This window comes from Terrilactibacillus laevilacticus, assembly GCF_006517395.1.
In the GTDB taxonomy this organism is placed as follows: domain Bacteria; phylum Bacillota; class Bacilli; order Bacillales; family Sporolactobacillaceae; genus Terrilactibacillus; species Terrilactibacillus laevilacticus.
This window is the reverse complement of record NZ_VDCY01000001.1, coordinates 1-26,924: the sequence shown is the minus strand read 5'-3', so window position 1 is coordinate 26,924 and position 26,924 is coordinate 1. Positions and strand designations below refer to the sequence as shown.

20 protein-coding genes and 1 riboswitch are annotated in these 26,924 nt (G+C 36.4%); of the genes, 4 read left to right on the top strand and 16 right to left on the bottom strand.

Annotated features, from left to right (window positions below):
- Window positions 1-103 precede the first annotated feature (103 nt).
- The 7 genes from FG390_RS00100 to FG390_RS00070 form a co-directional block, all read right to left on the bottom strand.
- A complete protein-coding gene (locus FG390_RS00100) occupies window positions 104-1,441 on the bottom strand; it encodes a sensor histidine kinase (protein WP_141188995.1) in 1,338 nt (445 codons plus the stop codon).
- Window positions 1,442-2,119 carry a response regulator transcription factor gene (locus FG390_RS00095; protein WP_141188994.1) on the bottom strand — a complete coding sequence of 226 codons (678 nt, stop codon included), beginning with the start codon at window positions 2,117-2,119 and terminating at the stop codon, window positions 1,442-1,444.
- A 169-nt stretch (window positions 2,120-2,288) separates the two neighbouring features.
- Window positions 2,289-5,267 carry an ATP-binding protein gene (locus tag FG390_RS00090; RefSeq protein ID WP_141188993.1) on the bottom strand — a complete coding sequence of 993 codons (2,979 nt, stop codon included), beginning with the start codon at window positions 5,265-5,267 and terminating at the stop codon, window positions 2,289-2,291.
- A gap of 24 nt (window positions 5,268-5,291) precedes the next feature.
- Window positions 5,292-6,506, bottom strand: coding sequence for a metallophosphoesterase family protein (locus FG390_RS00085; RefSeq protein WP_141188992.1), 1,215 nt, complete (start codon window positions 6,504-6,506; stop codon window positions 5,292-5,294).
- Between the two features lie 176 nt (window positions 6,507-6,682).
- Window positions 6,683-7,330, bottom strand: a complete 648-nt coding sequence (locus FG390_RS00080; protein WP_141188991.1) for an HD domain-containing protein — start codon at window positions 7,328-7,330, stop codon at window positions 6,683-6,685.
- A 531-nt stretch (window positions 7,331-7,861) separates the two neighbouring features.
- Window positions 7,862-8,698 (bottom strand): Cof-type HAD-IIB family hydrolase, encoded by an 837-nt coding sequence (locus FG390_RS00075; RefSeq protein WP_141188990.1) that lies wholly within the window; start codon window positions 8,696-8,698, stop codon window positions 7,862-7,864.
- A gap of 182 nt (window positions 8,699-8,880) precedes the next feature.
- A complete protein-coding gene (locus tag FG390_RS00070; RefSeq protein ID WP_141188989.1) occupies window positions 8,881-9,240 on the bottom strand; it encodes a YlbF/YmcA family competence regulator in 360 nt (119 codons plus the stop codon).
- Between the two features lie 361 nt (window positions 9,241-9,601).
- Here FG390_RS00070 and FG390_RS00065 point away from each other — a divergent pair, with 361 nt between their 5' ends.
- On the top strand, window positions 9,602-10,525 hold the full coding sequence (locus tag FG390_RS00065) for a helix-turn-helix domain-containing protein (protein WP_246092671.1): 924 nt from the start codon (window positions 9,602-9,604) through the stop codon (window positions 10,523-10,525).
- A gap of 96 nt (window positions 10,526-10,621) precedes the next feature.
- Window positions 10,622-11,719 (top strand): ABC transporter ATP-binding protein, encoded by a 1,098-nt coding sequence (gene msmX, locus FG390_RS00060; protein ID WP_141188987.1) that lies wholly within the window; start codon window positions 10,622-10,624, stop codon window positions 11,717-11,719.
- A gap of 46 nt (window positions 11,720-11,765) precedes the next feature.
- On the opposite strand, the gene FG390_RS00055 is transcribed toward msmX, so the two are convergent.
- The 8 genes from FG390_RS00055 to FG390_RS00020 all read right to left on the bottom strand — a co-directional run bounded on the left by FG390_RS00055 (window position 11,766) and on the right by FG390_RS00020 (window position 21,810).
- Window positions 11,766-11,963 carry an alpha/beta-type small acid-soluble spore protein gene (locus tag FG390_RS00055; protein ID WP_141188986.1) on the bottom strand — a complete coding sequence of 66 codons (198 nt, stop codon included), beginning with the start codon at window positions 11,961-11,963 and terminating at the stop codon, window positions 11,766-11,768.
- Window positions 11,964-12,182: 219 nt separating this feature from the next.
- Window positions 12,183-12,551, bottom strand: coding sequence for a Na-translocating system protein MpsC family protein (locus FG390_RS00050; RefSeq protein ID WP_141188985.1), 369 nt, complete (start codon window positions 12,549-12,551; stop codon window positions 12,183-12,185).
- Window positions 12,552-12,910: 359 nt separating this feature from the next.
- Window positions 12,911-15,520, bottom strand: a complete 2,610-nt coding sequence (locus tag FG390_RS00045; protein WP_141188984.1) for a DUF2309 domain-containing protein — start codon at window positions 15,518-15,520, stop codon at window positions 12,911-12,913.
- On the bottom strand, window positions 15,517-17,055 hold the full coding sequence (locus FG390_RS00040) for an NADH dehydrogenase subunit 5 (protein ID WP_141188983.1): 1,539 nt from the start codon (window positions 17,053-17,055) through the stop codon (window positions 15,517-15,519). The genes FG390_RS00045 and FG390_RS00040 overlap by 4 nt, the downstream gene beginning before the upstream one ends.
- A gap of 614 nt (window positions 17,056-17,669) precedes the next feature.
- Window positions 17,670-17,870, bottom strand: a complete 201-nt coding sequence (locus tag FG390_RS00035; RefSeq protein WP_141188982.1) for a cold-shock protein — start codon at window positions 17,868-17,870, stop codon at window positions 17,670-17,672.
- Window positions 17,871-18,589: 719 nt separating this feature from the next.
- Window positions 18,590-19,582: a UDP-glucose 4-epimerase GalE gene (gene galE / locus FG390_RS00030; RefSeq protein WP_141188981.1), complete on the bottom strand. Its 993-nt coding sequence runs from the start codon at window positions 19,580-19,582 to the stop codon at window positions 18,590-18,592.
- Window positions 19,583-19,792: 210 nt separating this feature from the next.
- Window positions 19,793-21,214: a SpoVR family protein gene (locus tag FG390_RS00025; protein ID WP_141188980.1), complete on the bottom strand. Its 1,422-nt coding sequence runs from the start codon at window positions 21,212-21,214 to the stop codon at window positions 19,793-19,795.
- A 107-nt stretch (window positions 21,215-21,321) separates the two neighbouring features.
- Window positions 21,322-21,810, bottom strand: coding sequence for a GNAT family N-acetyltransferase (locus tag FG390_RS00020; protein ID WP_373681509.1), 489 nt, complete (start codon window positions 21,808-21,810; stop codon window positions 21,322-21,324).
- 133 nt (window positions 21,811-21,943) lie between these two features.
- A riboswitch (SAM riboswitch) is annotated at window positions 21,944-22,054 on the top strand.
- Between the two features lie 104 nt (window positions 22,055-22,158).
- Here FG390_RS00020 and metE point away from each other — a divergent pair.
- Both metE and FG390_RS00010 read left to right on the top strand, forming a co-directional pair.
- Window positions 22,159-24,456 (top strand): 5-methyltetrahydropteroyltriglutamate--homocysteine S-methyltransferase, encoded by a 2,298-nt coding sequence (gene metE, locus FG390_RS00015; protein ID WP_141188979.1) that lies wholly within the window; start codon window positions 22,159-22,161, stop codon window positions 24,454-24,456.
- A gap of 374 nt (window positions 24,457-24,830) precedes the next feature.
- Window positions 24,831-26,258: a DHA2 family efflux MFS transporter permease subunit gene (locus tag FG390_RS00010; RefSeq protein WP_181406304.1), complete on the top strand. Its 1,428-nt coding sequence runs from the start codon at window positions 24,831-24,833 to the stop codon at window positions 26,256-26,258.
- A gap of 129 nt (window positions 26,259-26,387) precedes the next feature.
- Here FG390_RS00010 and FG390_RS00005 read toward each other — a convergent pair whose 3' ends face one another.
- On the bottom strand, window positions 26,388-26,684 hold the full coding sequence (locus FG390_RS00005; RefSeq protein ID WP_507236252.1) for an ATP-binding domain-containing protein: 297 nt from the start codon (window positions 26,682-26,684) through the stop codon (window positions 26,388-26,390).
- Window positions 26,685-26,924 lie beyond the last annotated feature (240 nt).

Genomic DNA, 26,924 nt, shown 5'->3' with positions numbered 1-26,924 from the left:
GTCCTGTCGCAACGCCTGCACTAGCACATCCTGTGCGTCGAAAAAACCCTACTTATTGAAGTTTCACTTTATTTAAACCTTCGCCTTTTAACCATTTATTCATTTATTTATGGCTGATTGTAACAATAAAAGCAACCCCATTTGGTTGTTCATTTTGAATTGAAATGGTGCCCGAATGTCGATCTACAATTCGTTTGACGATGGATAATCCTAACCCAAATTGTCCTTGTTTTCCTTTTCTAAAAGGCTCAAAGAGATTCATCATTTCATCATCAGGAATAGGATGACCATCATTTTTCACAATCAGTCTAGTATATAAATCGGTGCTTTCTGTCGTTAGCCAAACATTTTCTTTTGCATAACGAAGCGCATTTTCTAGAAGATTTTCTAATAAGATCCTCCATTGTTCTTCGTCTACATACCACTCATTCTGTCCGCCCTCAACATGTATCGTTACAGAGGGACGTTGTGTAGCGAAGCGCTCTTTTAATTCATTCGCAAGATCACCAAAAACAACTCGCGTAAAAACAGGTGCTTTTTCTCTTAAAGAATCGACTTTCGCATAATAGATAAGTTTCCTTACTCTTTTCTCCATTTGAGAAGCTTCGTTGATAATGACATCCATCGTATCATCTAAATCACCTTGTGGATAGATACCATCTTTTGCAGATTGTGCATAACTTTGGATAATCATAATTGGGGTCTTAAGTTCATGTGAAGCTTGCTGCAAGAAATGTTTTTGGGATTCATCATATCGCAATAAGTTGACACGCATCCGTTCAAATTGGGCAGACAGCTGACCAAACTCATCATTGTTTTTCCACTCAAAAGGCTTTTGCCAATTAAAATGCGCGATTTCGTCAAAACGTCGTCCTAGAATATTTAGTGGACGTTTTAAATAACGGGCAAGCCAAGCGGCAATAAACAAACTGAAGATGCCTGCTAATATAAAAATAAACAATAGTCTAGACCATAATTTATGCATCATGCGCTGGGTGTACGTGTCCCATGTATACGAAATGAGGTACCCACTCTCCGTATTGACTTCTATTTTTCTAATGACATAGAAAAGAGTTGTGCCCTTTAAGGTTAATTGATATCGTTTACTTGCCCTTTTTTGATCTTTCGCTTGAAGCATCATCGTTTTTAATACTGAATCATTTTTAGGAATCTCGGCATCTTCGAGGACAACACGGTTTAAAATTGTTCGCGTGGTTGGCTGATTCTCACTGCCTTCCAGCTCTGGATTTCCTGAATAATTATTCGGATTTTGATGATGTAGAATATTCCACTGTTCTTGTTCAATCGTGTAGAAGGTATCGTCTATCAGCGTTTCTTGAATATAAAATGGGTAAACAATGGCAATAATTAAACCAATAAGAACAATAAGAATCGCAAAAGATATCCATATCCTTTGTGAAAGTGTAATGGTCCATTTCATTTATGACACGACCCGATACCCCGCCCCATAGACGGTTTCTAATGAGAGTCTGCATAATTTTCTTCTGATACGTCTGATAACATCATCAACGGCTCGATCAGAACCGACATAATCTTTTCCCCAGACTTCATGTAAAATATCTTGTCTTGATTTAGAAACGTTAATATTTTCAACCAAAAATAAGAGAACGTCAAATTCTTTCGAGGTCAGTTCAATAAGCTCATCATCGTCATCAAACACTTTCCGTTTATGAATATCAATCGTATATTTCGATATTATAATGGTATTGGAACGGATACCTTGTCCATACACCCGATGAAGCAATTTCTTTGCACGTATCACAAGTTCTTTTGGTAAAAAAGGTTTGGTTAAATAATCATCGCTTCCCATTTCTAAACCGATGATTTTATCTAAATCTTGATCTCGTGCTGAAATAAAAATGACAGGTTGATCTGAATGGTTTTCTTTAATTTTCTTTATAAGATCATAACCTGACATGCCTGGTAGCATAATATCAAGAATCCAAAGATGGACACCGTTGTGTAAGTATTTTATCGCTTCTTCTGCCGTATGAAAGACTGAAACTTCCCATCCTTCCTTTATCATATAGGCCTTTAAAATAGAAGACAGTTTTTCTTCGTCTTCTACTAAATTAATTTTAAAAGTCATTTGATTCATTTTTATCACATCCTAAAAAAGATCTTTTCCAAGTTATATCATAACCTATGATTCTTAAATTAATATTAATTGAGTTAAAAATATCTAACATACTAGGTAAACTCTATGTCAAGCTGAATCGTTGTCATTATAACATGGTAAAATCTAATCCCTCTATTTAGTCTATTATTCACATCATTTTGATGACATGATCTTCAATCTTTTTTTGTGATAAATCGAGTGTTATAAAGCTAGATTCAGAAACCTCATGACGCCATTCCTTATGACATGTAAATAAGATTACTTGATGTTTTTTTGATACTTCAGTCAGTACCGATAAGACTTGTGATCGTCTGTCCTGATCGAAATTGACTAGACTATCATCTATAATAATAGGTAATGCTTCTTTCGTTTCAACAATCGAGGCTAAAGCTAGTCTAATTGATAAATACAGTTGTTCACTTGTACCTCTGCTCAATTGACTTACCTCATAGTCATTGCCTTTGGAATCCCGTACAATAAATCCCCGTTCTGTATGGAGTAATACTGCTTCGTAGGTTCGATTTGTCATTTTATTAAAATACTTTTCTGCTGCTCTCAAAACTTTAGGTAACTTTGTCTTTCGGTAATCTTCTTTCACCTTGTCTAGGCTAGTTAAAGCCAAATGATATATGGCCCACTTTCTCGCTTTCTCCTGTAAATTTGCATCTAATCTAGCTATTTCATAGGTGACATCATCATATCTTTCATCTTGTTCAAGACTTAGTGCAGCGGATTGATCATCAATTAATTGACGATTTAATCTTTCCTCTTCTCGTTCAATTTCCTCTAATGAGGTTAGTTCATCTTGTTCTTTTTTTGCATCATAAATGTTCTCTATGGGCTCGCTTATATATCTTTCCACTTTTTCTTTGCTTCCAACAATATTCAATATTTGCTCATAGCGTTCGCTGATTTTTTTCTGTAGTTCACGATATTTATCATGCCTTTTTGCTTCCAAACGAAAGTTTTCTTCATCTTCAACACAAGCAAGTTCTAACAGATACTGACATTCTTTTTGGTAGGTTAACATTTTTTCTTTTAAGCTTTTCTGCTGCTGCATGAAGAGGTGATATTGTTGTTGGTAGTTATTTAATCTATCTTTCTTTTCCTTTTCTACCTTCAGTTTTTGTTCAAGTTGTTCAGTATCTGGATGTAACTCTAGACTGTTAAAGACCTCGTCTTTTGTATCTTCATATGCCTTTTTCTCCTGCATTCTTTGATCTATTTTCATCTTTAAGTAGCTGATCCGATTCAAGGCTTTTTGGGTTTCTTGAATCACTTGAAAACTTTCATCAATAAGACTTAACGGGATGGATGGGAATCCTTGATTCTTGAGCCATTCTTTAAACGCATGGTCAGCTTTATCAACTGTGTTCATCGCTTGATTGAGTTTAAAAAGGGAATCGTCATATTTCTTTTTAACCATTTCATATTGTTTTTGTTCCATCTCTTGCATCATGGCAAGTTGCCGATCTTTTTCGAGCTTATGATTTAGTTCTTCGTAACTTGTTTTGGTCTCTGGTTTTTCATTTAAAATGTCTATAATCTCATTTATTCTTTGTGTTATTCTATCATTTTCATCTTTTTTATTTGATGACTTTTTCATCAAAAAAAAGCTGCTAAAAATTATCCCAAGGACTAAAGCCACCATGCCTAGAACATGATCAAATAGAAAAAGAATGCCCCCACCGATTAAAGATAAAAAAATGCCTAAACTAGCCTTAATCGAACCTTTCTTCTTTAATCCTTTCTGTTGATCGTTTTGGAGAATTTGACTGTTTTGTTCCAGCCATTCTTTTTCTTTTAGCAGTTCTTGATCATTTTTGATGCGCTGTATTTCTTTTTCCATCGTTTCCCGTTCTGTTGAGTGAAGCAGTTGACTTTTTCCTTGTTCGATCCGATGTTTAATCTGCTGTAACTCTTCGGATCTCTGAGCAACGATTTTTTCATAATATGCTACATCTTCTATTGCCCTATTTCTTTCATGAAGTAACCGTTTCATGTCTTGCTTTGTTTCTAGATTCGTATTCACTTGACGAATTCGATCAAGTGACCAATCTGGACCAAGAATGCGGAGATTTTCTTCAATCTGCTGTTTCTCATCAGTGATACTTTCGTTCAGGTTGGAAATTTGCTCACAAGCATGCTCATATTTTGGGGTGGATTTCAAAAGCGTTACAATCCTTCCCTCCATCGATAAAAGAGAATCATTTATCTTAATTGTGTTCATCTCTATATTTAATTGCTTTATCTTCTCATTAATTTCCGCACATTCACCTTCAAAAGCCACGAATTTTGTTTTCCATTTTTCAAATCGTTCAATACCTTGTTCCGGGAAAGGGTGCTTAGGTTGATAAATCTTTTCTTCATTCTTTAAATAATGGTAGGATACAAGTAATGGCTGAACTGTTTTAGAAAGCTTATATTCCTCTAAACGAATGTAAATTTGGCGTTTATCGGTCTTCAGATTTGCTTGGTTTTCCCTCGCCGTCTTTATCCTGTCTTGAAGTTCAATAAACGTTTTTCTGCTTTTTTCTAATTGTTTACGTTGTTGTTCTTTATGGTGTCTTTCGATTAATAGTTGATTTATCTCTGGTTTCCTTCCAGCACGTTTATATAGTTCATCTCGTTTCTTAGATAATTTTTGTTCTAATTCGGATAACTCCGTGCTGCCCATCATTCCAGCATTAAATAAAAATTGATTCAAGTCTTCAGGTTTTAATCGATGTAAATCTTTCAGGCCATCTAAATTAAAACAAAAGATAGATTCAAAAAAAGTTCGATCAACACCTTTAAATCCAGGTATTTCTTCTAATTCATGTCCAATTTGCTCTATGTAAGTTTTTACAAACTCATTGGTTTTATAATTTCTTGTATAGGTCCTAATACCTTCTTGTGTTTCGATTTTTAGAGAACCACCAAGCTTATTAATATCTTTACCTATTAAATAATTTGAGAGATGATTTTTTGATGGGAACCCAAACAAGACGGCTTTTATAAACTCAAAAAGCGTTGATTTTCCAGCCTCATTGGGTCCATAAATAATAAGGAAAGGATGGCTTGGGAATTGATATATTTTATGATCAAATTGTCCAAACTGTTGAATTTGAATTTCCCTTATTTTCATCGTTTCCCACTCCTTATCTATGATCTAACCTTTATATAGTGCTTGTACGATTAATTTCTCTGCCTCACGTTTGATACTATGACTGACTTCATCCGTTAGGTTACCCAAATACCGCTTACCTAAATGGTGATCATAGAGAATCGATAAAGCGGATTCCATATTAGTAGAATCAACCTCTTTTAGGACATCCCCTATAAAGTAATTATTTTGCTTCAATTCATCTATATCCCACATTGGCTCTGTTTGATTTATAATGGATACGATCCAAACAAAGTCATCTCGTTCCTCTTCTTCATCTCGAACAGACTCGAGTAACTCTTCGATTTTCTCATCCGCATCTCTTCCCTGTAGCAGAGATGTAGATCCTTCTATATATAGAGTTAAAAGAGTCCCGTTATTTTGACTTCGTTTTTCATCCTTCAATTGTTCAATTTGCCGGATGACACGGTCCATTGTTTCTATACGCTCTATATTTAAGATTTCTTGATTCCAAATAACATCTGATGTTGGAAAAAAGGACGTATGAACACGTGTATGATCCATTTCAACCAATGAAGCTCCCTTAATTCCAATTTCCTTTTTGGACAGGCCTTGAATGTTGCCAGGATACCAAATGTCATGATCTAGGGATATCTTCTCTCTTTTATGAATATGTCCTAAAGCCCAGTAATCATAGTGTAAATCAATAAGTTCGGATTTTGAAAAAGGGGCATAATGATTCTCACTAGATGGTTCTATTTCTGCTCCGTGAAGTATGCCAATATGATAATGAGAGTCCTTTTTTTCAGGGTAAAAAGGGACCATATTATTGGGTATATGTTTTTCTTTATAGCTAAAACCATAAAGATCACAACGGATGTCTTCTGCTTTACTATAAGTGAATTTCTTCACTTCAGGAGGAAATACATGGACATTACCTGGAAAAGACAGACGATTCCAATCATCATTCAAATGATCATGATTACCGTAAGAAAGATAGACATGAATTCCAGCTTGATGCAGTTTTCTCATTCCTAAAATAAACCGATTCTGGGCTTTAAAACTACGATGACTGCCATCAAATATATCTCCAGCTATAATAATAAAATCCACTTTTGTTTCAATCGCTTTCTTAATGATCGTATCGAAAGCTGTAAATGTACTTTCTCTCATTCTATGATAAATTTTATCTGGTAAATGAGAGAGACCAACAAATGGACGATCTAGATGAAGATCTGCCGTGTGAATAAACCGAATCATGTCGAAAACCTCCTTTTCGTTCGATTTTCTTTATTTTAGCATAACAAAAAGACGATCACACGTTCCTATTGAAAGTTTTATATATTTTTTTATTTTTAACCTAGTTAAAGCATAGACTATTTTATCGAATTTAATCCGAAAGCAGTCTATCAACCTTAATTTTTACTATTATCCCGTTAACTTAAGCCATGCCATTCCTCAAGAAATTGATTGACAAATTCTTGTAAACGTTCATGACGCTTTATAGCTATTTGTTTACCTAAACGTGTGTTCATTCGATCTTTCAATTTAAATAGTTTTTCATAAAAGTGATTCAAGGTTGTCTGATCATTTGATCGATAATTGATTTCGTTTAATTCATTACGAGGCTGTATAGATGGATCGTATACAACTCTACTTTTAGCACCTCCAAAGGTTAAAGCTCTTGCAATCCCTATAGCTCCCATGGCATCCAATCGATCTGCATCTTGAACGACTTTTCCTTCAAGGCTCGTCATAGGTGGTCTGTTTCCACCTTTGAAGGACATCTGCGTGATGATCATCAGGATGTGTTCTTTCGTTTCTTCGTCGATATGATGATTGATTAGCCAATGATCGACTTTCTGTATCCCCACTGCCTCACTGGTATTCAATTTTTCATCGGCTATATCATGGAGAAGAGAAGCCAATTCACAAATAAAAAGATTGGCTTGCTCTTCCTCAGCGATTCGCTTGGCCATATTTCTTACTCGATCAATATGCCACCAATCATGACCCGTGTTATCCTTTTTTAATTCATTTTGAACATATAATTCAGCTTCTTTAATAATGTCTTTTGTATTCAATGAATGTTCCTTTCTATTGATATTAATCAATTAAATTTTTTTATGGGATAAGACTTTTATCAGGACTACATCCGCTATTATAAAGTAGAAATATGTTAATAGATCGAGATATGGACAAGATGGGAGTCTAAATGAAAATAATAAAAGTACTTATACCCATTATAGGGACTCTTAGGGCTAACGTCATCATTACACCAGGTAGATCAAATTTTACTATTCGAATAACCTAAGTTTTCACATCAACTAAAATTTATGGACCTTCTCCTATATAAAAATACGTCTTAATGGGGAAGTATTAGTGATCACAATGTGGAGACTTATTCAACCAATGATATTTGAGGGAAACTAAAAGGGACAGCACACCATTCATAACTAACTTGTAGCACTATCAAGCCTATTTGGTGGTCCAGATTCAGCATTAGACATTTTCATCATGTACCGTGTGTTATTTCCTCAGATTAATTTTAATGATTCATTTTAAACCGCAAAAAAACAAGGGCCAGCTATTTCTATGGACCCTTGTTTTTCATACTATAAACTAACACGTAATTGTTTACGGAAGACTTCTTTAACCATATAAGCAACGCCATTCATATCATTTGATCTCGTTACCCAATCAGCACTTTGTTTTACTACATTTGGGGCGTTATTCATCGCCACGCCAAGTCCACATTTTTCGATTAATTCTAGATCCTCTAGTCCATCTCCTACAGCGACCGTTTCAGCCAATGAGATCCCAAGGTACGAAGTTAAATGTACAAGGGCATCAAATCGAGAAGTTTGATGATTGGTTAATAAGAGCTGATTATGAGATACTTTTTTGACATCAATTGAAGGAAAAAAGTCATTTAATGATTCTATGACCTCTTCACTGTTTTTCGAATCTAAAGTCACTTTAACATCTGTGGCACTTTCAAAATTTTCGAGCAGGTATTGGCTTAACGAATCAACATAGGTAACGGGGTAGAATAATGGCTCACTCATACCAATAGTCATTTTTGCGATCAAATTCTTTTGTTTAGGCCGATTACTGATCGATAAACGTTCATGAGAGATTTGAATATGATATGGATACGTTTCTAAGAATTCCACTAACTGCATAAGTACACCATGCTCAATTTTACTTGTGTAAAGTGGATGGTCAATGGATGATGAGACAAATGCTCCATTATGAGCAATAATGGGATGATTTAGCCTTAAGGCTTTGGCGACTTTTGCTGCTGAGTGAAAATGACGATCTGATACAAGCGTTATTGCAACCCCTTTTCTTTTTGCAAATGATATAGCTTCTTTCGTTTGTCTATCCAGCTTATGATTACTCCGTAAAAGGGTACCGTCGATGTCTAAAACTAGTAAGCGATATACCAAGATTTAATCCCCCTTTTTAAAAGTCCGTCTTCTACTCACAATATATGGGCTTATCTTTCATAATAGAACTAAACCATGGGCTTTTATTATGGACGACTATGTATGATTTGAAGCTAAACATAAAATTAATGTATAAAAAAAATAGGCACCAAAAATATGATACCTATCGAAAAAAAGATTGTTTATTTATTCTCCTCTTCAAGTGTCCCATAAAGTTCTTGAAGTGGTTTCGTAATAATCTGATTCAGATCATTAATCATTAAACTCATACGTTGTTCAGCTGACATTAGGGCTGTTATTTCTTTGTGTTGTTGAATGTTTTGGAATGATTGTTCAGCACTTTTGGCTTCCTCTTCAGAAATAGCCTCACCTGTCATTTGTTTCTGTTGTAATTCTAATTGTAACTGACGAAAATCATCAAATAATTTTTTGGCTTCAGCCTGTTCATTTACAGCTTGATAGGCTTGCTTTAATTGTTCATATTCATCGCTTTCTCTGATTTGTTTTTCCAAATCATAGGCTATATCATACGTATTTGCCATACCTATTCCTCCTTGTATTTAGATAACATCTATATAACCCTAACACAAACGCCCCATATGTTCATCCTTAAATGGATAAACCTTTTAGCTTAATCGGTCTTATTCTATTTGTCAGGTATCCTAATTCACACTATAATTAAATAAAGTGATACTTGAGAATTTTTAATATAGTAAAACTTCAATCAGTGGGGGGCTTTTCTTCATCCATCACTGATTGTAACCCTGAACCAATCGGGCTTTTACGGTCAGTTATCCCCCGCCTAGGAATGCTCGTTACATTCATGACCTTGAGGTGGGGATCTTTTCTAGCCGTTAATGCGTACTAATATGATTTTTTAATTCAAGGGGGCGGTTTAAATTGATGGAAATCATAAAGAAAATATATGGCCAAGATGTTATTGAAATCGATATACATGTTCATAATCCCGAAGCCTACATTTGGTTTCAAGACAAAAAAAGTCATAAAAGATTTGGAATAAAAAAAGAGAGGGTTTCAGAGAATGAATATCAACTCCTTCAGTTAACTTTTTCCCCCTATAATATGGCTTCAAGCTCTCAAATCACTTTCGAACAACTATCGTGGTCAAACTATATTTTTCATAATAAAAAAAATACATATATAGCCGAGAAATTATCAATTTATCCCTCTGTGTCGCTTATCCATTATCATTTTGATCATTTATTAGAAGGTAAGGATGATTTTAAAGCGGCAATAAAAGCTTTCTTAGGACATCAAATAGTCAGTATCGTTTGGAAAACAGAAACTGATGGTGTCATCCTACTTAACTCTCAAGAGCTTGAAACTCCTAGTGAAATTGTTGATAATATTGCAAGCGATCTTTTTGCCGATATTAAAATTATGGTTACACCACTTATTAAGACAGACCTTCTGTATGAAAAATATGCTCAGCAATCACAACTGTTTAATCTTGCAATGAACCAAAAACCAGAGCAGAAGTTTTTTCATTTTTACCATACATTCGCTTTGGCATTACTTCATTTTAGTGAATCGACGATCGTAAAGACCCTATTTGATGATATATGTTTGGCAATATCAACCTTAGATCAAGAAGTTATCCATAGTGTCAAAGTATTTTTACATCATGGTTTTAATATGACAACCGCTTCAAAAACGTTATTCATCCATCGTAATAGTCTTTCGTATCGTCTACAACGTTTTTTTGATGTCACTCAACTTGACCCTAGAAATTTCCAAGATGCAGTGACGATTTCACTTTGTCTTGATTATTTAACTGGAGCAAAAATAAAAAATGAACAAAAATAAGTTTCTTTTTTTATGCAAAATGACAATAGCAAAATGAAAGCGTTACCATTTATAATGGAGTAAGTCAATTACTATTATCATTAGGAGGCGTAAGATATGGCTGAAATTTTATTAAAGCATATTAATAAAAAATATGAGAACAGTGACACTTTATCTGTTAAAGATTTTAACTTAGAAATTGATGATAAAGAATTTATTGTTTTTGTAGGCCCTTCAGGGTGCGGGAAATCAACCACACTCCGAATGATCGCTGGTCTTGAAGAAATAACTGAAGGCGAGTTATACATTGGTCATAAACTGGTTAATAACGTTTCCCCAAAGGATCGAGACATTGCCATGGTATTTCAAAACTATGCCTTGTATCCACACATGAGTGTCTATGATAATATGGCATTTGGCTTAAAACTAAGAAAATACAAAAAAGAAGAGATTGATAAACGAGTAAAAGAAGCTTCTCGGATACTCGGCCTTGAAGAATACTTAAAACGTAAACCAAAAGCATTATCAGGTGGGCAAAGACAACGTGTCGCCCTTGGACGCGCTATCGTTCGTAATCCAAAAGTATTTTTAATGGATGAACCTCTTTCGAACTTAGATGCCAAATTACGGGTTCAAATGAGAACCGAAATTGCTAAATTGCATCAAAGATTAAATACGACAACAATATATGTTACACATGACCAAACTGAAGCTATGACGATGGCAACACGTATCGTTATTATGAAAGACGGTGTCATCCAACAGGTAGGTTCACCAAAGGACGTGTATGATTTTCCTGTTAACGTTTTTGTAGGCGGTTTCATAGGGTCCCCTGCTATGAATTTTGTACCAGTAAAACTAACTGATCATCATTTTGAAATTGGTCAATTATCCATACCTATTCCTGAAGGAAAAATGAAAATATTAAGGGAAAAAAATTATGTTGGCAAAAATGTTATATTAGGTATTCGTCCAGAAGATATTCATGATGAACCTCTTTTTATTGATGCATCTAAAAATTCATCCTTTACAGTGACCATTGATGTGGCTGAACTTATGGGAGCAGAAAGTATCCTTTATGCCAAACTAGAAGGGCATGATATTATTGCTAAAATTGATGCACGAAACAATCCATCAATTGGAGACAGCATATTACTCGCTCTTGATATGAATAAGGTTCACTTCTTTGATGCTGAAACAGAAGAGAGAATATAGATAAAGGAAGCAGAGATTTCTGCTTCCTTTATCCATATCTGTATAATTATTTAGTAAAACCGCCAAGTTGTGATTGAGCTTGTGCAACAAGACGTTTTGTGATTTCACCACCAACGGAACCGTTAGCTCGTGAAGTTGTGTCAGCGCCAAGATTAACGCCAAATTCACTTGCGATTTCAGCTTTCATTTGATCAAGTGCTTGTTCAACACCTGGGACAAGTAATTGATTACTGTTGTTTGCCATGTTTTTCACCTCCCTTGTACTACTATTGTGTATCAAACCAATATAATTATGCCTCAAAACATCATGGTAATTTTTGTATTGAAGTCACAATAGTATAGACTTATTAGGGATGAATACGAGTAACCTAAAAAGAGCACCTGCTGGAGATTGTACCGACTACATAGAGGGAGGGCCTAGGCGAGTGACTAACAATGTCCTCGTAAAGTGAAAATGGCTGTTTTATGATAATTTGTTTTGTAAATTGTCAGAAAGCTTAAAGACCATGACTCGTTCACCAGTGTGTGTACTTATATCAGTGTGAAAACTAATAACTTCTTGATCTGTTACAGTTAGTATAATTTGCTTTAGCTCTACTAAACCTGACTCGACCAAACTATTTCGATTTCTTTTTACTGATAGTAATCCTTCTTTATCCTTTTCGCATACTGTATATTCAGCAGGAGTTAGGATGCCTCGTAATGTAACAATAATCATATCTCGTAAGATGTCTGATTTCACGGATAATGAGCCTCGCCCAAGATAACTTTTTTCCCATTGAGTTAAAGCTTTACTTATTTCAGCTTCTATGATTCCTTTTGATTTATCCATAATACGTCCTTTTCCTTTTTTAAAGTGAGTGTTCAAAAAGGTGACAAATGAAAAGGGTTACTGGCTAAGTACGCTGGCATCCTGCAAGAAACGCCAGTACTAGCCCGTCCTGGGCGTCGGAAGGCTAAGAGCGGCACACCGTTTTGAGGACCGGCATTCCTCGCGTTGTGGTAGCTTCACACCAGCCACAGGACGTGAGCGCTTTTAGCCAGCGATCCTCTTGTATCACTACATGAGGACCGGCGCCGAGATTCGTAGCTTATCATTTGGTGACTTTTTGAACATCCTCTTAAAAGTAATGCCTTTCATGTGAATATATTATTTTTTACCCTTCGGAAGGTTTTCTGGGGTAAGTTAAGTTAAGACCAACTTACCCAGTTTCCTTCAGGCTCGATTGATGCCAGCCGAATCCAGCCGTTGTGAACTTTTTGATAAAAGGCGTGGTCATGGTTAAGCAACCGTTTGACGTACTTTCTTGGTGCTTGGATTACAACTAACAAACGTAGAGGTGCATGATAAGCTTCTTGATCTGATTGCATCACGGACTGCCAAGGAAGTCCAGTTAATAAGTCACTGGAGTTCCCTTGCATGACTCCAATACCAGAAGTCACTGTTTGGGTCGTTTTACTTCCACTTCCATAATAATGCGGGGCAACAGTAGATGCGTAATATTGCAGGTTAATCCATTGGGCAACCGTTGCTGGTCCAGCAATAATATCGGCAAGTAGATCACCGTTCAAGTCCTTTTTCCAATTGTAGTTATGGAGAAAAGATCTCTCATTTAAATTACACTCTTTAGTAAGCTCACGATCCCCGATGATAAAGGAAGCATTAAGTGCCAACCCCCATTCAGGACGTATCTCACTCCAGTCTTCCGCTAATCGCATTGCCTCACGTTTTGGTTTTTTGTATGATGGGTTAATATTTGGCAATTTTGAAATTCGCTCGATATTTGCCTCTTCACTCACTTTTGGCATTGTCTTCTCAACAAGTCTAAATGATTTCTCCGCAGCATCCGAAAGTTTAGGCACATAAAGCCAGTGTATTTCGTCTAGTGTTGTGATATGCTCAGCAGCGACGAAAACGGTGTCGTTTGGAATCGAAATGCCTTCATCTGCGAGCGCTCGTCTAACCGTCTGAAGATTACACAAGGTGGCCAGTACTCTCGCATTGAATCCACTCGAAGCTCCACCACATGCACCGCAGTCTAACGAAGAAGCATATGGGTTGTTCGTACTGTGACTTCCATGACCGCAAATGACAACTAAAGGACTGAAATGATCTGTAAGACCCATCGTTATTAATGCCTGTCGCGCATAATAAACCTTCTGTTCTTCAGTGAATCCAATCGGCAACTCCGTGTCCGATGTGAGCACATGATCGAGCGAGAGTTCAGTAGAAGGTTTGCGTAACCACGCTTTTCGAATTTTACGAGAAATCTGGCCGGACGTGCGAGGAGCAATACTACGAGCCAATGTTTGCAAGCTAAGCCACGGACCACTAACCTCAGGAAGGACGAGGCTCGCAAGCATATTATTTTTCATCGACTTAAACATCCCGCTGATTGAATAGTCAGTCTGTTCTCGTTCTTCATATTGTTTTAATTCAACTTCAGGTAAATATTCTTTTATTTTGAACTGCGGCTTTTTCATTACAGGCAAGGAGCTATGACTATGCATACAGCCTAACTCGCTCGTTTCAATTGGTAATCCGAAAAATCCAGCCGTTCCGAAAGTCGCAAATGGACCTGCTTTTTCAAGTTTACGTCGAAAAAGCTCTGAACGCACATCAATACAAAATGCAAACTGTGCTGCGGTTGCAGGTATTTCGTTTTCCGTTACGGTCATTTGTTTTGATGTGATCATCTTCTTCAATTGATCTTCGTATGTCTTTTCCCACGCTTCCAACCAAAGCTGATTGCGAACAATTTTATCAAAACGAAAAGCCAATATCAATCGTGCTTTTTGTTCTAAAGAAGAGAGCTTTGACCATGCATTGATTGGCAGGTCCCCCCAATGAACCCAAGCAGCGATCAATGGTTCTAAAACTACTTTATCCTCACTACTTTGTTCAGTCAAGTGAAGATAAGGTTCGACTAACGTTAGTTCCAGGGAAATTCGTATAGCCAAATAGTCAGTTAGTAAAGAATGTTCTTCAACCCGGCGCTGCGAACGCCAAAGCAGCATTCCAGCCCAACCTGGCAAGGCAAGTAAGTGAGCTTCCAAATAGCCTTGGATCTCTCTATAGGGGACTTCTAGTAGCTGTAATGCCTCCTTTAATGCAAGGTCAGCATCTTGTGGTAATTTACTGATTTTCTTACGTGTCGTGCGGCTAAGCGCTGGGTCATGCCGAGCAATACGCCGCCAAGCCCGATAGAATCCTTCTTTACGATTTGGCATTGACCAAACAGCTTGTGATTCATCCAAAAATAATTTACACCACTTAATCATATGTCGATTGAGATCATGAGCGACCCTCGCGCCGCCCAATTGCTCCAAACGTTGACTATAGGTTCTTACAGAATGAGTCTCTGTCATCAGGAATTTAAAATGGCTTAATTTTTTTGCTATACTCTTTAATTTAGGATCGCGGAGTAGGTTTGAAGGACGCTCTTCTTGCGTTAGAGCTGCCCAGCAGAACTGCTCCGCAACATTACGCGTAAGTTCAAGATCCTGTAAATCAAGCCAGTTCCTAAGACTACTTTTCAAAAAATCCTGATTAATTTCGCCTCGATTCCGCGCTGACTGAATCATTGAATCATTTGGGTATATCTCCACATCACAGACGTTTTTCATCTTGCGTGCTACTTGTTCAAATGTCTGCTCTTCCAAATCTGCCCACGGGGTACGTGCCGCAAATGTATTAATAGGACCAAAAGGTGCAATAACGTTGCTAGCTGATTTCACCAAATCGTCCAAATTATGACTAAGGTATTCATGCGCTTTATCCCGGTGTAATGTTGTATTCATTGAATATACCTCCTCGAGTGCAGTGATTGCGTCAAATACTTTGGATGACTTTCGACCGAATCATTCTGAGGCTCGCTCAATCGTAGGAGCCATAAATAAATAACCGCATAGGCAACTGAAGAGCGATTGCGAGCTAACCATGCACCTAGAATATGACCTAAAAGCAAGACAAATAGAAGCCAAATCGCTACAGATATCGGCGGCTCTACTCCTTGATTAACTACACCATGTAAAAGATTATAAAAAGCGTTATGAATAACACTAAAGACGATTGAAGCACCAGCAAATAGTAAAAATCCAATCAATCGACTGATCGGCCCTTTTCCATAAGCCATGAGTTGTGTCCAAGCAATGGATACGGACCACCCTAAAATGACTGCACTTATTAATTGATAAACCTCTCCATGAGAAGTTAGCCAGAATGCAATTCCTATTAAAGTTCCTAAAACACCTCCAGCAATGACCCATAAAAATGTTGGGGATTGAGTTGATCTCTTAGATATTGATTTTTTGGTCGTGATCACGGAACCTGAACGTAAGAAAAGCGTAGATTTGAAAAGTCCATGTAAAACGGCATGAGTAATGGCAGCTACATAAGCACCTAAGGCACACTGAATCAGCATGAAACCCATTTGTGCTATCGTAGAACCAACCAATTGCCGTTTATAGTCAACTTGAACCAACATGATTCCAGTACCGATTAAGACTGAAATACTGGACAGAACAAGCAGAATAATTTGGGCTATATTGCCGCTAAAAAGGGGTGCAAAACAAGTCAAAATAATTCCACCAGCATTTACGATACCTGCATGCATGACTGCCGAAATTGGTGTTGGAGCAACGACTGATTCTAATAACCAGCGTTGGAGGGGCCATTGTGCTGCTGGAATCACGACGGCACCAATTAGTAATAGATTTATACACGTTTTCTCCCATGAGCCAAGTTGAGCAAGGCTATCTTCAGTGAGTATGAGCAACAACCGCCAGTGTCCTGTAGCTTGAGAGAGCCAGATAATGGCAAACAATAAACTGAGCCAACTGAAGGCAAACAATAGACCAGAAAGACTTGCTGCTTTTCTAGCCACTCGCCATTCCTTTTTTAATCCGATAAGTAAGGTCAGTCCCATGAGGGTAGCGCCCCAACATATCAACAAAAAGCGAAGATCGTCACTCATCCAAGCAACTGAATCAAATACTGTCGTCAGTGTTAATAGAGCAAAATATTTTCGGTAATTTCGATCACCGAATAAATAACGAACAGAATAACGTTGTACAATGAAACCAATGGTAAGGACAAACAGCGCCAAGAGCCATGATAAAGAATCAAGACGCCAAGGACCAAACATCGATCTTTCATTGTTAAAGACCAGTGCGAATAGAGCAACTATTGGAGGCAATATGATGACGCCCACATGAAAACGAACAAAACTCACAGGAATTCTAGGATATAATAAAATCAAGCTACTTAGTACAGAAAACGTCAGCAATATAAAAAATATGGTTGGCAGTGAAATAAAATCAAGGTTATTTATCATCTAGCTTTTCCCCTCCCCTAAAAGATGAACAGAACCCCAAAACAACTAGCTACAATTTCTTAGAAAATCGCCGTTACGAAATATAAATCTTAGCATTTTGGTTCATGTCTGTAAGTTTTCTCTCTAATGAATAACATTTGTATTTTTACAAATAAAAAACCGACAATTTCAAATTTTAATGGTCAATTAAAACCATTAAATTGGAAAATTGTCGGTTTACTATTAACTAACCCAGGTGTGGTCTTTTAAATAGTCTACCCTTATATATAATTTTTCTTTCATACCAAATAAAGATGCAAAATATCGGTTCATCTGAATGATCTCTATTTTTATAGGCTTACTTTTTCATACGGCCATTTTATTCATATGAACTATATGCTAAAGCAACCTATTATCTTATAGAAATCGTTTTTCCAGTTATTCTTATAAAAATGATACTATTCATTAAACATTCCGTCAAGTAAAAGGATCGATCGACAAATCTAAATAGTTACATCCTTAAAACTTTTACACGTTCATTAAGTATATAAAAACGGCACCTCCAGCTGCTAGCTATATCTAACATTTGGGGTGCCGTTTAATTTTTTAGGCTACTGTTTTGTATAAATTATATATTATAATTTAGTAACGTTAGCTGCTTGAGGTCCGCGGTTTCCTTCGACAACTTCGAATTCAACACTTTGGCCTTCTTCTAAAGTTTTGAAACCGTCGCCTTGGATAGCGCTGAAGTGAACGAATACATCGTTACCTTCTTCGATTTCGATGAAACCAAAACCTTTTTCTGCATTAAACCATTTTACTGTACCTGTTTGCATTGAGAGAGAACCTCCTAAAAATTTTAAATATGCTCATGTTTTATCCATAATAGTACGTGTTCAAAAAAGTGACAAATTTGAATCAAGAAGATCGAGATGGCGCCGAGAATCGGAGCGTATCATTTGGTGACTTTTTGAACAACCTCTAATAATAAAAATTCACATATTATAAAAGGTACCAATGAACATTGATCACGCTTTATAATACATAAATTAAAAACGCTAAGCATTATTTTGGACCTAATATAAACACAATATTAACACTAAAACGCTGAAAGCCCTACCTCTCTTCCACTTATACGGTTCCGTGACCGCGCCAATAGAATTAGTCCACACAGAAAATACTTTTTACTACCATACTATTTCATTCCTTTAATAAATAGTATTACAACCTAGTCTACTTTTTTAAGAACTAAGTTTTTATTCACATTAGGTCAATTAATAATATTACACGCTTTTTCAAATATTGTCAATCCAAATAGTAAATTTGACAAAACCCAAAGAAAAGTCGCAATATTCTTTCGTGTTTATATAATAACATAAAATTATTACAATTCAATATCATCAATGTTATGTTTTGTTAAGGAGCTGTTGAATGATTTTAATATAGATATTCATTCAACCACTGATATATTACCACGTTTATAATAGTTATTCAAAAAATATTAAAAAAGCACCATTGGGATAACTCCACGTTTCCCAATAATGCTTTTATCATACTATTTATCTCCATAGCCTTCTGGATGATTTTTATGCCAATTCCACGCATCTGTTAATATTTCAGGGATAGATGTATGTGATGGATCCCAATTTAATATTTCCTTTGCTTTATCAGAAGAAGCAATTAGCGTACTCGGATCTCCAGCACGTCTTGGCCCTACGACTGCTGGTATTTGGTGTCCAGTCACTTTACGGGCTTCTTCAATAATTTCTTTAACAGAGAATCCCGCACTGCTGCCTAGATTGAATACATTACTCTCTCCACCATCTAGAAGATAATTCAGAGCTAAAATGTGTGCTGAGATGAGATCCTCTATATGAATATAGTCGCGAATACATGTACCATCTGGTGTATTATAATCATCACCATAAATCGATACTTTCTCTCGTTGTCCAAGTGCAACCTGCAGAACGATAGGGATAAGATGAGTTTCTGGATGATGATCTTCTCCTATCTCCCCAGTTTTTCTTGCTCCAGCAACATTGAAATAGCGTAAAGCGACATATTTTATCCCATATGCTTTATCGCACCATTTCATCATTTTTTCCATAGTTAGCTTTGTTTCACCATACGTGTTGGTCGGTTCGGTTTTCATGCTTTCTGTTATTGGAACGACTTCAGGTTCACCGTAAGTTGCGGCCGTTGAAGAGAAAACAATCGCCTTTACCCCAAACTCTTGCATAACCTCAAGTAAAATTTGAGCACCGTAAACATTATTATTAAAGTACATTAATGGTTTTTCCATTGATTCACCAACCAAAGAATTGGCTGCAAAGTGAATGACTCCTTCTAGTTCTTCTTTTTGAAAGACAGAAGTGAGAAAATCTTTGTTACGAATATCACCCTCATAGAAAGTAGCCTCAGGATGAATAGCATCTCTGTGACCTGTCTGCAAATTATCTACGACAACTACATCATAACCTTTGTCAATTAATTGATACACGGCATGTGAACCTACATACCCAGCTCCACCAAGAACTAAAATACTCATTTCAATAATCCTCCAGTCATAAATCGTATCATTCTACATACGTCTCACCATCCATTATATATTAAATCTTTTCTAATTTGGCAGTCATTTTATTTTCTACATAAAATGACTAATCCACTATAGGAGACTTAGCCTTCCTTACATACCGTCAGTTTAACTGCACACAAAAACGAACAGTTCTTTTTGAACTGTTCGTAAACATTAAATTATTTAATCAAGCCGCTTTCGATTAACCTTTTGATAACTATCACAACTGAATAAAACGGGATGATCTTCTATAGTGGTCTCAATGTGTACAGGTCTTCCCCATAATTGTAAGATATAATTGAGGACACCTTCTAAATATTTAACGTCAAGCTCAGTTCCTTCGTAACGATGTTTAAGATAAAGTTCTCCATTCCTTTTGTAGTCACCATTTTCTACAACAATATAAGGAAACCCACCATTCACTCTCATCGATACGAGTTGATCACGAACATTTTTCCAATCTTTACTTGTAATTTTGTATTCATTTCCTTTTCTTTCAAATAAAAATAAGTCCTCTCGGTCAACAAGGTTTTTCGTTAAGTAATTTCGAATAAAAGATTGATCGGATTCCAGTTCCCTTACTTCAAATATTTTGTCTCTACCGGAATTTTCTTTAATTCCCATCCGTTTCATTTCTTCTGTTGGATGGTTGTAACGTTCTTCAATGTCTTCAAATAGTTTAACACCTAAGTAATAGGGATTAATCCCCTGGCGTGACGGTTGTACAACGTTAGCATTCAAGGTTGCAAATTCAATCGCTTCATCAGAGGTAAGATCTAATTCACGCATAATTCTAGCATGCCAATATGAAGCCCAGCCTTCGTTCATAATTTTAGTTTCAAGCTGTGGCCAAAAATATAGCATCTCTTCCCGTAGCATCGTTAAGATATCTCGCTGCCAATCGGTTAATTCTTTACTATTTTCCTCGATGAATAAAAGAAGATCCTTCTGCGGTTTTTTCGGAAATTTCGGAACGAGAATCTCATTATTTTCGATCTCTTTATCGTCAAGAGATAATAAATCTTCATATTCAGATAAGGGTTTCGTTTTTTTCTTAATATAAACTTCTTCTGTCATTTCAGATACAGCATCTCGTTTTCTCACAATTCTTGGATCGACATGCTCTTGTATTGCAATGACGGCATCAATAAATCGTTCCACTTGATCTTTTCCAAATTCCTCTTCATAATTATGGATTCGTTCGGCGGTTGCACTCATACTCTCAACCATATCTCGTCTTGTGTTAATAAACCTTACGTTGTTTTTGAAAAAATCACAATGTGCTAAAACATGGGCTACAATAAGTTTATTTTGAACCAGACTGTTTGTATTTAATAAAAAGGCATAGCACGGATTTGAATTAATAACAAGCTCATAGATTTTACTTAATCCTAAATCATATTGCAATTTCATTTTGTAAAATTGCTTACCAAAACTCCAATGTGAAAATCGTGTTGGCATCCCGTATGCCCCAAAAGTATATATAATTTCAGCTGGACAAATCTCATATCTCATTGGAAAGAAATCAAGACCAAAACCCTTTGCAATTTCTGTAATTTCATCAATGGACCGATCAAGATCGCGTATTTCATCTGAATTTAACACGTCGTCACTCCTTCCATTCTCGCCAACGGTTTATTATCACTATATGTTGAACAACACGTTGTCATGATTAAATGGAACAGGTTATTTGTTTCTCGGTGACTAACTCTTTAAAGCTGGCCACGCAATTGTTTCACGAGCAACATTTCATCACGTATAGGTATATCATCATAACCAACAAGTGGTATATCCGGTTTTGTCTCTCTAGCCTTCATGACCGCTCTAGGAAATATTTGTGAAATATAATATTCTCTTTTTTGATAAAACCGAAGAGCACGCAAGTTATCATTTGTGGTAATAACTTGAATTTGCTGCATCCCCTTTTGAATTGCCACTTCCTCTACTTTTTGCAAGAGATGCGTCCCATATCCCCGGTTCTCTTTTAGGCTATCTAATGAAATGACTTCCAGATTTTCATCATGTAATGTATACGTTATTAGTCCAATCATTCTTTTGTCATTATCAATGCACACAAAGCCATCTAGATCAGTCGCCGTATACGTTCCAGTTGATAGAACCATTTCTGGGCTTCCCCAGTGCTCAGTAAAAAAATCATGCAGTTTTTCCTGCATATGAATGGTTGTTGGCTGAATTTCCAATCATTATTTCCTCCTTCTTTTTCAGAATCCATTTTCAGTTAAAATTAATTTAACATATTGAAAAATTGCTAACATCTGTTGACACCTATTTTTTGATATGTTAGTATCTGTTATACAATTTAAAATATATAAACTCTTATGAAGAGTGGCGGAGGGACTGGCCCAATGAAGCCCGGCAACCTTTCATTAATATATGAAAAGGTGCCAAATCCAGCAATACTCGTGAGGTATTGAGAAATGAGAGATTCGATAGATTAACCTCTCCAATTTCTCTGGAGAGGTTTTTTATTTTTACCATACTTCGAATCAGAGCCACTCACATAGGATCACAAACGAGGAGGAGAAACAATGTCAAAAGTAAAAAGTTCTAACTTAGGTTACCCAAGGATTGGAGAAAAAAGAGAATGGAAACAGGCGCTCGAGCAATTTTGGTCTGAAAAACTATCTGAAGAAGAATTTTTGAAACGGATAAAGAAATTACGCTTAAGTTATTTGGAAAAGCAAAAAAATAGTGGAATCGATCTAATTCCCATCGGCGATTTTAGTCTGTATGATCATATACTAGATACTTCTGTCCTTTTCGGACTTATACCTGAACGGTTTAACCATAAAAACGGCGCTGTCAGCTTAGATACATATTTCAGTATCGCCCGTGGTAAAAATGACGCGGTTGCTTCGGAAATGACGAAATGGTTCAATACAAATTACCATTACATCGTCCCAGAAATAAACGCCAATACTAAACCTTATATTACTGAAAATCGTTTACTAAATCTTTATCTCGAAGCTAAGAAAGAGCTTAATATCGACGGTAAGCCCGTTATAGTGGGACCCATAACCTTACTAAAACTTTCAAAAGGATTTGAAAAAGAAGACTTCCCGAATCTCTTACGCTCCCTTATTCCACTTTATATTGAAGTCTTTACTGATCTTCAAACGGCAGGAGCAACATGGATCCAAGTCGATGAACCCATTCTTTCTACAACCCTTGAGCAAGAAGAGCTTAGTTACTTCAAAGAAACGTACGAAGCTTTTCATCAAGCTGTTCCTAATTTGAATATTTTACTTCAAACCTACTTTGAATCTGTTGATCATTATCAAGACGTGATATCTCTCCCTGTCCAAGGTATTGGTCTCGATTTTGTATATGATGATGGCGCTAATCTTAAATCAATTAAAAAGTACGGATTCCCAGAAGATAAAGCCCTTGCCGCTGGAATTGTGGATGGCCGAAATATTTGGCGTACCGAACTTGATGAAACGTTACATCAAGTCAATGATCTCCTTAATTTTATTGATCAAGGACGTCTTTGGATTCAACCATCTTGTAGCCTGCAGCATGTTCCAGTCACTGTTCGTCAAGAAAACGAATTAGAACCTGTATTAAAAAATGCGATAAGTTTTGCAGATGAAAAACTTAAAGAAGTCGTTACACTTGTAAAAGGGATTAATGAAGGGCATGACACCATCCTTGATGAAATTAAACAAAGCAAAGAGGCTATAAATGTATTAAATCATTCGCAGCATCGAAATATTGATTCCGTTAAAGAAGAAATTCAATCACTTGGAGAAGACTTGCCAACACGGCCATTGCCATTTTCTCAGCGACAAGCTATACAAGAAAAGAAATGGCAACTTCCTCTCTTACCAACGACAACAATTGGTAGTCTACCGCAAACAAAAGAGATTCGTTCGGCTAGACAAAAATGGCGGAAAGGCGAATGGACAGAAAGTCAATATGAGCAATTCATTGATCAAAATATCGAAAAATGGATTAAAATTCAGGAAGACCTAGACATCGATGTTCTCGTTCATGGTGAATTCGAACGGAATGACATGGTCGAATACTTTGGTGAAAAACTTCGTGGTTTTGCTTTCACCCGTTTTGCCTGGGTTCAATCATATGGTTCTAGATGCGTCAAGCCGCCTATTATATTTGGCGATGTTGATCTAGAATCCCCAATGACTGTAAAAGAAAGTGCCTATGCCCAAAGTTTGACTAATCGCCCAGTCAAAGGCATGCTCACTGGCCCTGTTACGATTTATAATTGGTCATTCGTTCGAAATGATATCAGTCAGTTTGACGTAAAAAAACAAATTGCTCTTGCCTTGAAAAAAGAAATTCACGCCCTTGAGGAAAATAATATTCGGATGATTCAAGTGGATGAACCTGCCATTCGGGAAGGGTTACCATTAAAAGAAGAGAAAAAAAGAAAGTATCTACATGATGCTGTCTATGTTTTCCGTTTAGCAACCGTCTATGTCGATAACAGCACCCAAATTCATACGCATATGTGTTATTCAGAATTCGATGAAATTATTGATACCATCGATCAATTAGATGCGGATGTTATCTCAATCGAGGCTGCAAGAAGTCACGGAGAAATGATTTCTACTTTTGAAGATCATAAGTATGACAAAGGTATTGGTCTCGGTGTCTATGACATTCATAGTCCAAGAACGCCAAGTGTTGAGGAAATTAAAACAAGCATTGAACGTGCTCTTCAAGTGATCAATCCTAAACTTTTCTGGATTAATCCTGATTGTGGTTTGAAAACAAGAAAACCGAACGAAACCATTCCTGCTCTTAAAAATCTTGTCCAGGCGACTAAAGAAGTTAGAAAAAAACATTTACAGTTAAAATAAAGTGAAACTTCCATTACAATTAAAAGAGGATAAGAGCTTAAATGAGCTCTTATCCTCCTCTTTTATATTTATTTTCTTATTATACGGTGTAAATTTAGTTAGGGGTATTTCCTAAAATAACTATTAACGTTTTTGTATAATGCTGCGCACTCCCCATTTCAAATGATCAGTCCCTATCCGAAATTTTGCAGTCTCTTATAGAGTTAGCGTTTCCACTTCATCGTAATGTCTTAATGAGTATGCAAAGCACGTGACCTGAACACCTCATTTTAAAACTTCTCAAGTCGATGTTAAAATATATGGAGTATGACGTGGTTTAATGTGGTATATAGAAGTTAAAGTAATGCGAAATTTGATGAAGGAGGATGTTCCTTATGAGCGATAATACACAAGTCGTTGACAAATATGTAACCGTACCAAATCGACGTCCTCTTATCATAGTCCTGATAATAGGTAATTTTATTGCACTTATAAATGAAACAGTCATGAACGTAGCTTTACCAAATGTAGAAAAGAGCTTTGCCATTCAAACTTCTACTGCACAATGGTTATCAACAGGCTATATGCTCACCATCAGTATTTTAATTCCAATTAGTGCTTTTTTAATGCAAAGATTTACAACAAGGCAGCTATTGATTACCGCGCTGAGTTTATTTTTTGCTGGTACACTTTTAGCTAGCATAAGTCCTACTTTTCTTATTCTATTCGTTGCACGTATTGTTCAAGCTGCAGGATCTGGTATTATGCTTCCACTTGTCACCACCATTATCATTACGATTACACCATTAGCCAAACGGGGGGCCATGCTGGGTCTCATGGGGATCGTCGTTTCGTTTGCTCCCGCACTTGGACCCGTTTATTCAGGCATCATTGTTCAGCTTTTTTCCTGGCGGTATGTCTTTATCATTATTCTACCAATTTCTGCTTTGTTAACTGTCTTCGCAGCTTATAATATACGTAACGTTTTAGAGACAAGACCTATTAAGGTTGATCTTATCTCTGTCATTTTAGCCACGATTGGTTTTAGTGGACTCGTAATTGGATTTAGTGAAGCAAGTAAATCAGGTTGGCATAATGCCATTGTTTTAGTTCTTCTTGGATTAGGGATTATCGGTCTTGTGAGCTTTGCTATTCGACAGAGGAATATGAAGGATCCACTTCTTAATTTAAAGCCTTTTTTAAATAAAAACTTTCTTATTGCAATCTTATCAACTGTTACGGTCATGATGTGTATGTTCTCTGCGATGATCTTGCTTCCTATCTTTATGCAAAATGGTTTAAATGCCAGTCCATTAACTTCCGGATTGTTATTATTGCCTGGTGGAATTGTGTTTGCCGTCACCGCCTATGTTACCGGAATACTAACAGATAAGTACGGAGCAAAACCCATTGCAGGAACGGGGTCAATTATTTTAGTTATCATGGTATGGTTACTTTCAAATATTTCTACAAAGACTTCAAACTATCAATTAATGTTACTGTATGCAGGATTTACTTTCGGAGTGGCTTCGATCCTCATTCCCATGATGACGCTAGGATTAAATCAATTGTCAATCGATCTTTATCCTCACGGTAGCGCGGCTTTAAACGCATGGAATCAAGTATCCGGAGCTATTGGACCCGCCCTTTTTATTACATTAATGACGAATAAAAGTAAAACAGTTGCTGTAAACAACTCTGCTGAAGCATTAGCCGCAGGAGTGCAGTATGCTTTCTCCACGGCGATTGCTTTTGCAATAGTAACTGTTCTGTTTATTATGTTTGTTAAACAGAATCGCACCAGAACTAAAACCTTCCAATAAAGGGAAACTTCCATCAGTAGGGTTTTCTTGCGGGATAAATTTGTATACCGGGCTTTTCCCGGTTATTAATATACACTTTTACTCATTTATTATCGTCTTCCTCTATTGATTTACGATCTACCCATTCCCCTAAACTTGAGTTTCCAATATCTGAATAGGTGCATCATTTTCTATTAAAAATGAGGATTTATCTTCACTAAATAAATGTAATTGATGAAGGGGTCTTGTCATCGCCACATAGAGCAATTTTATCTCAATATCTTCATTTCGATAGGATTCATTTAAATTGATAAGAATGACACCATCAAATTCTAAGCCTTTTGCGAGAGCGGATGGAACAATGACGACATCCTTTTCTCGTAAGTCTTCATCGTCTTTTAATAAAATTGTTTGAAGGTTTGATGCTTCATCCAAAAGTTGTTTTATATGGAGACATGCTTGCTCCGTTTTTCCGATGATCGCAAACGTTTTTAAAAGTTTTTTTGGATTATTAAAAAAGAAAGGCCAAAAACCGAAAATTCCTCATTATTTAGAAAAGGACGGTTATTTCGAATTAAGTTATCCTCAATTTAGGCCCACTTATTAGTAAAACGTAATCATATTTTACACGATTTTTTAAATAAAACCACACGCTACGTTATCAACCATTGTTTGGGTAACGGAATC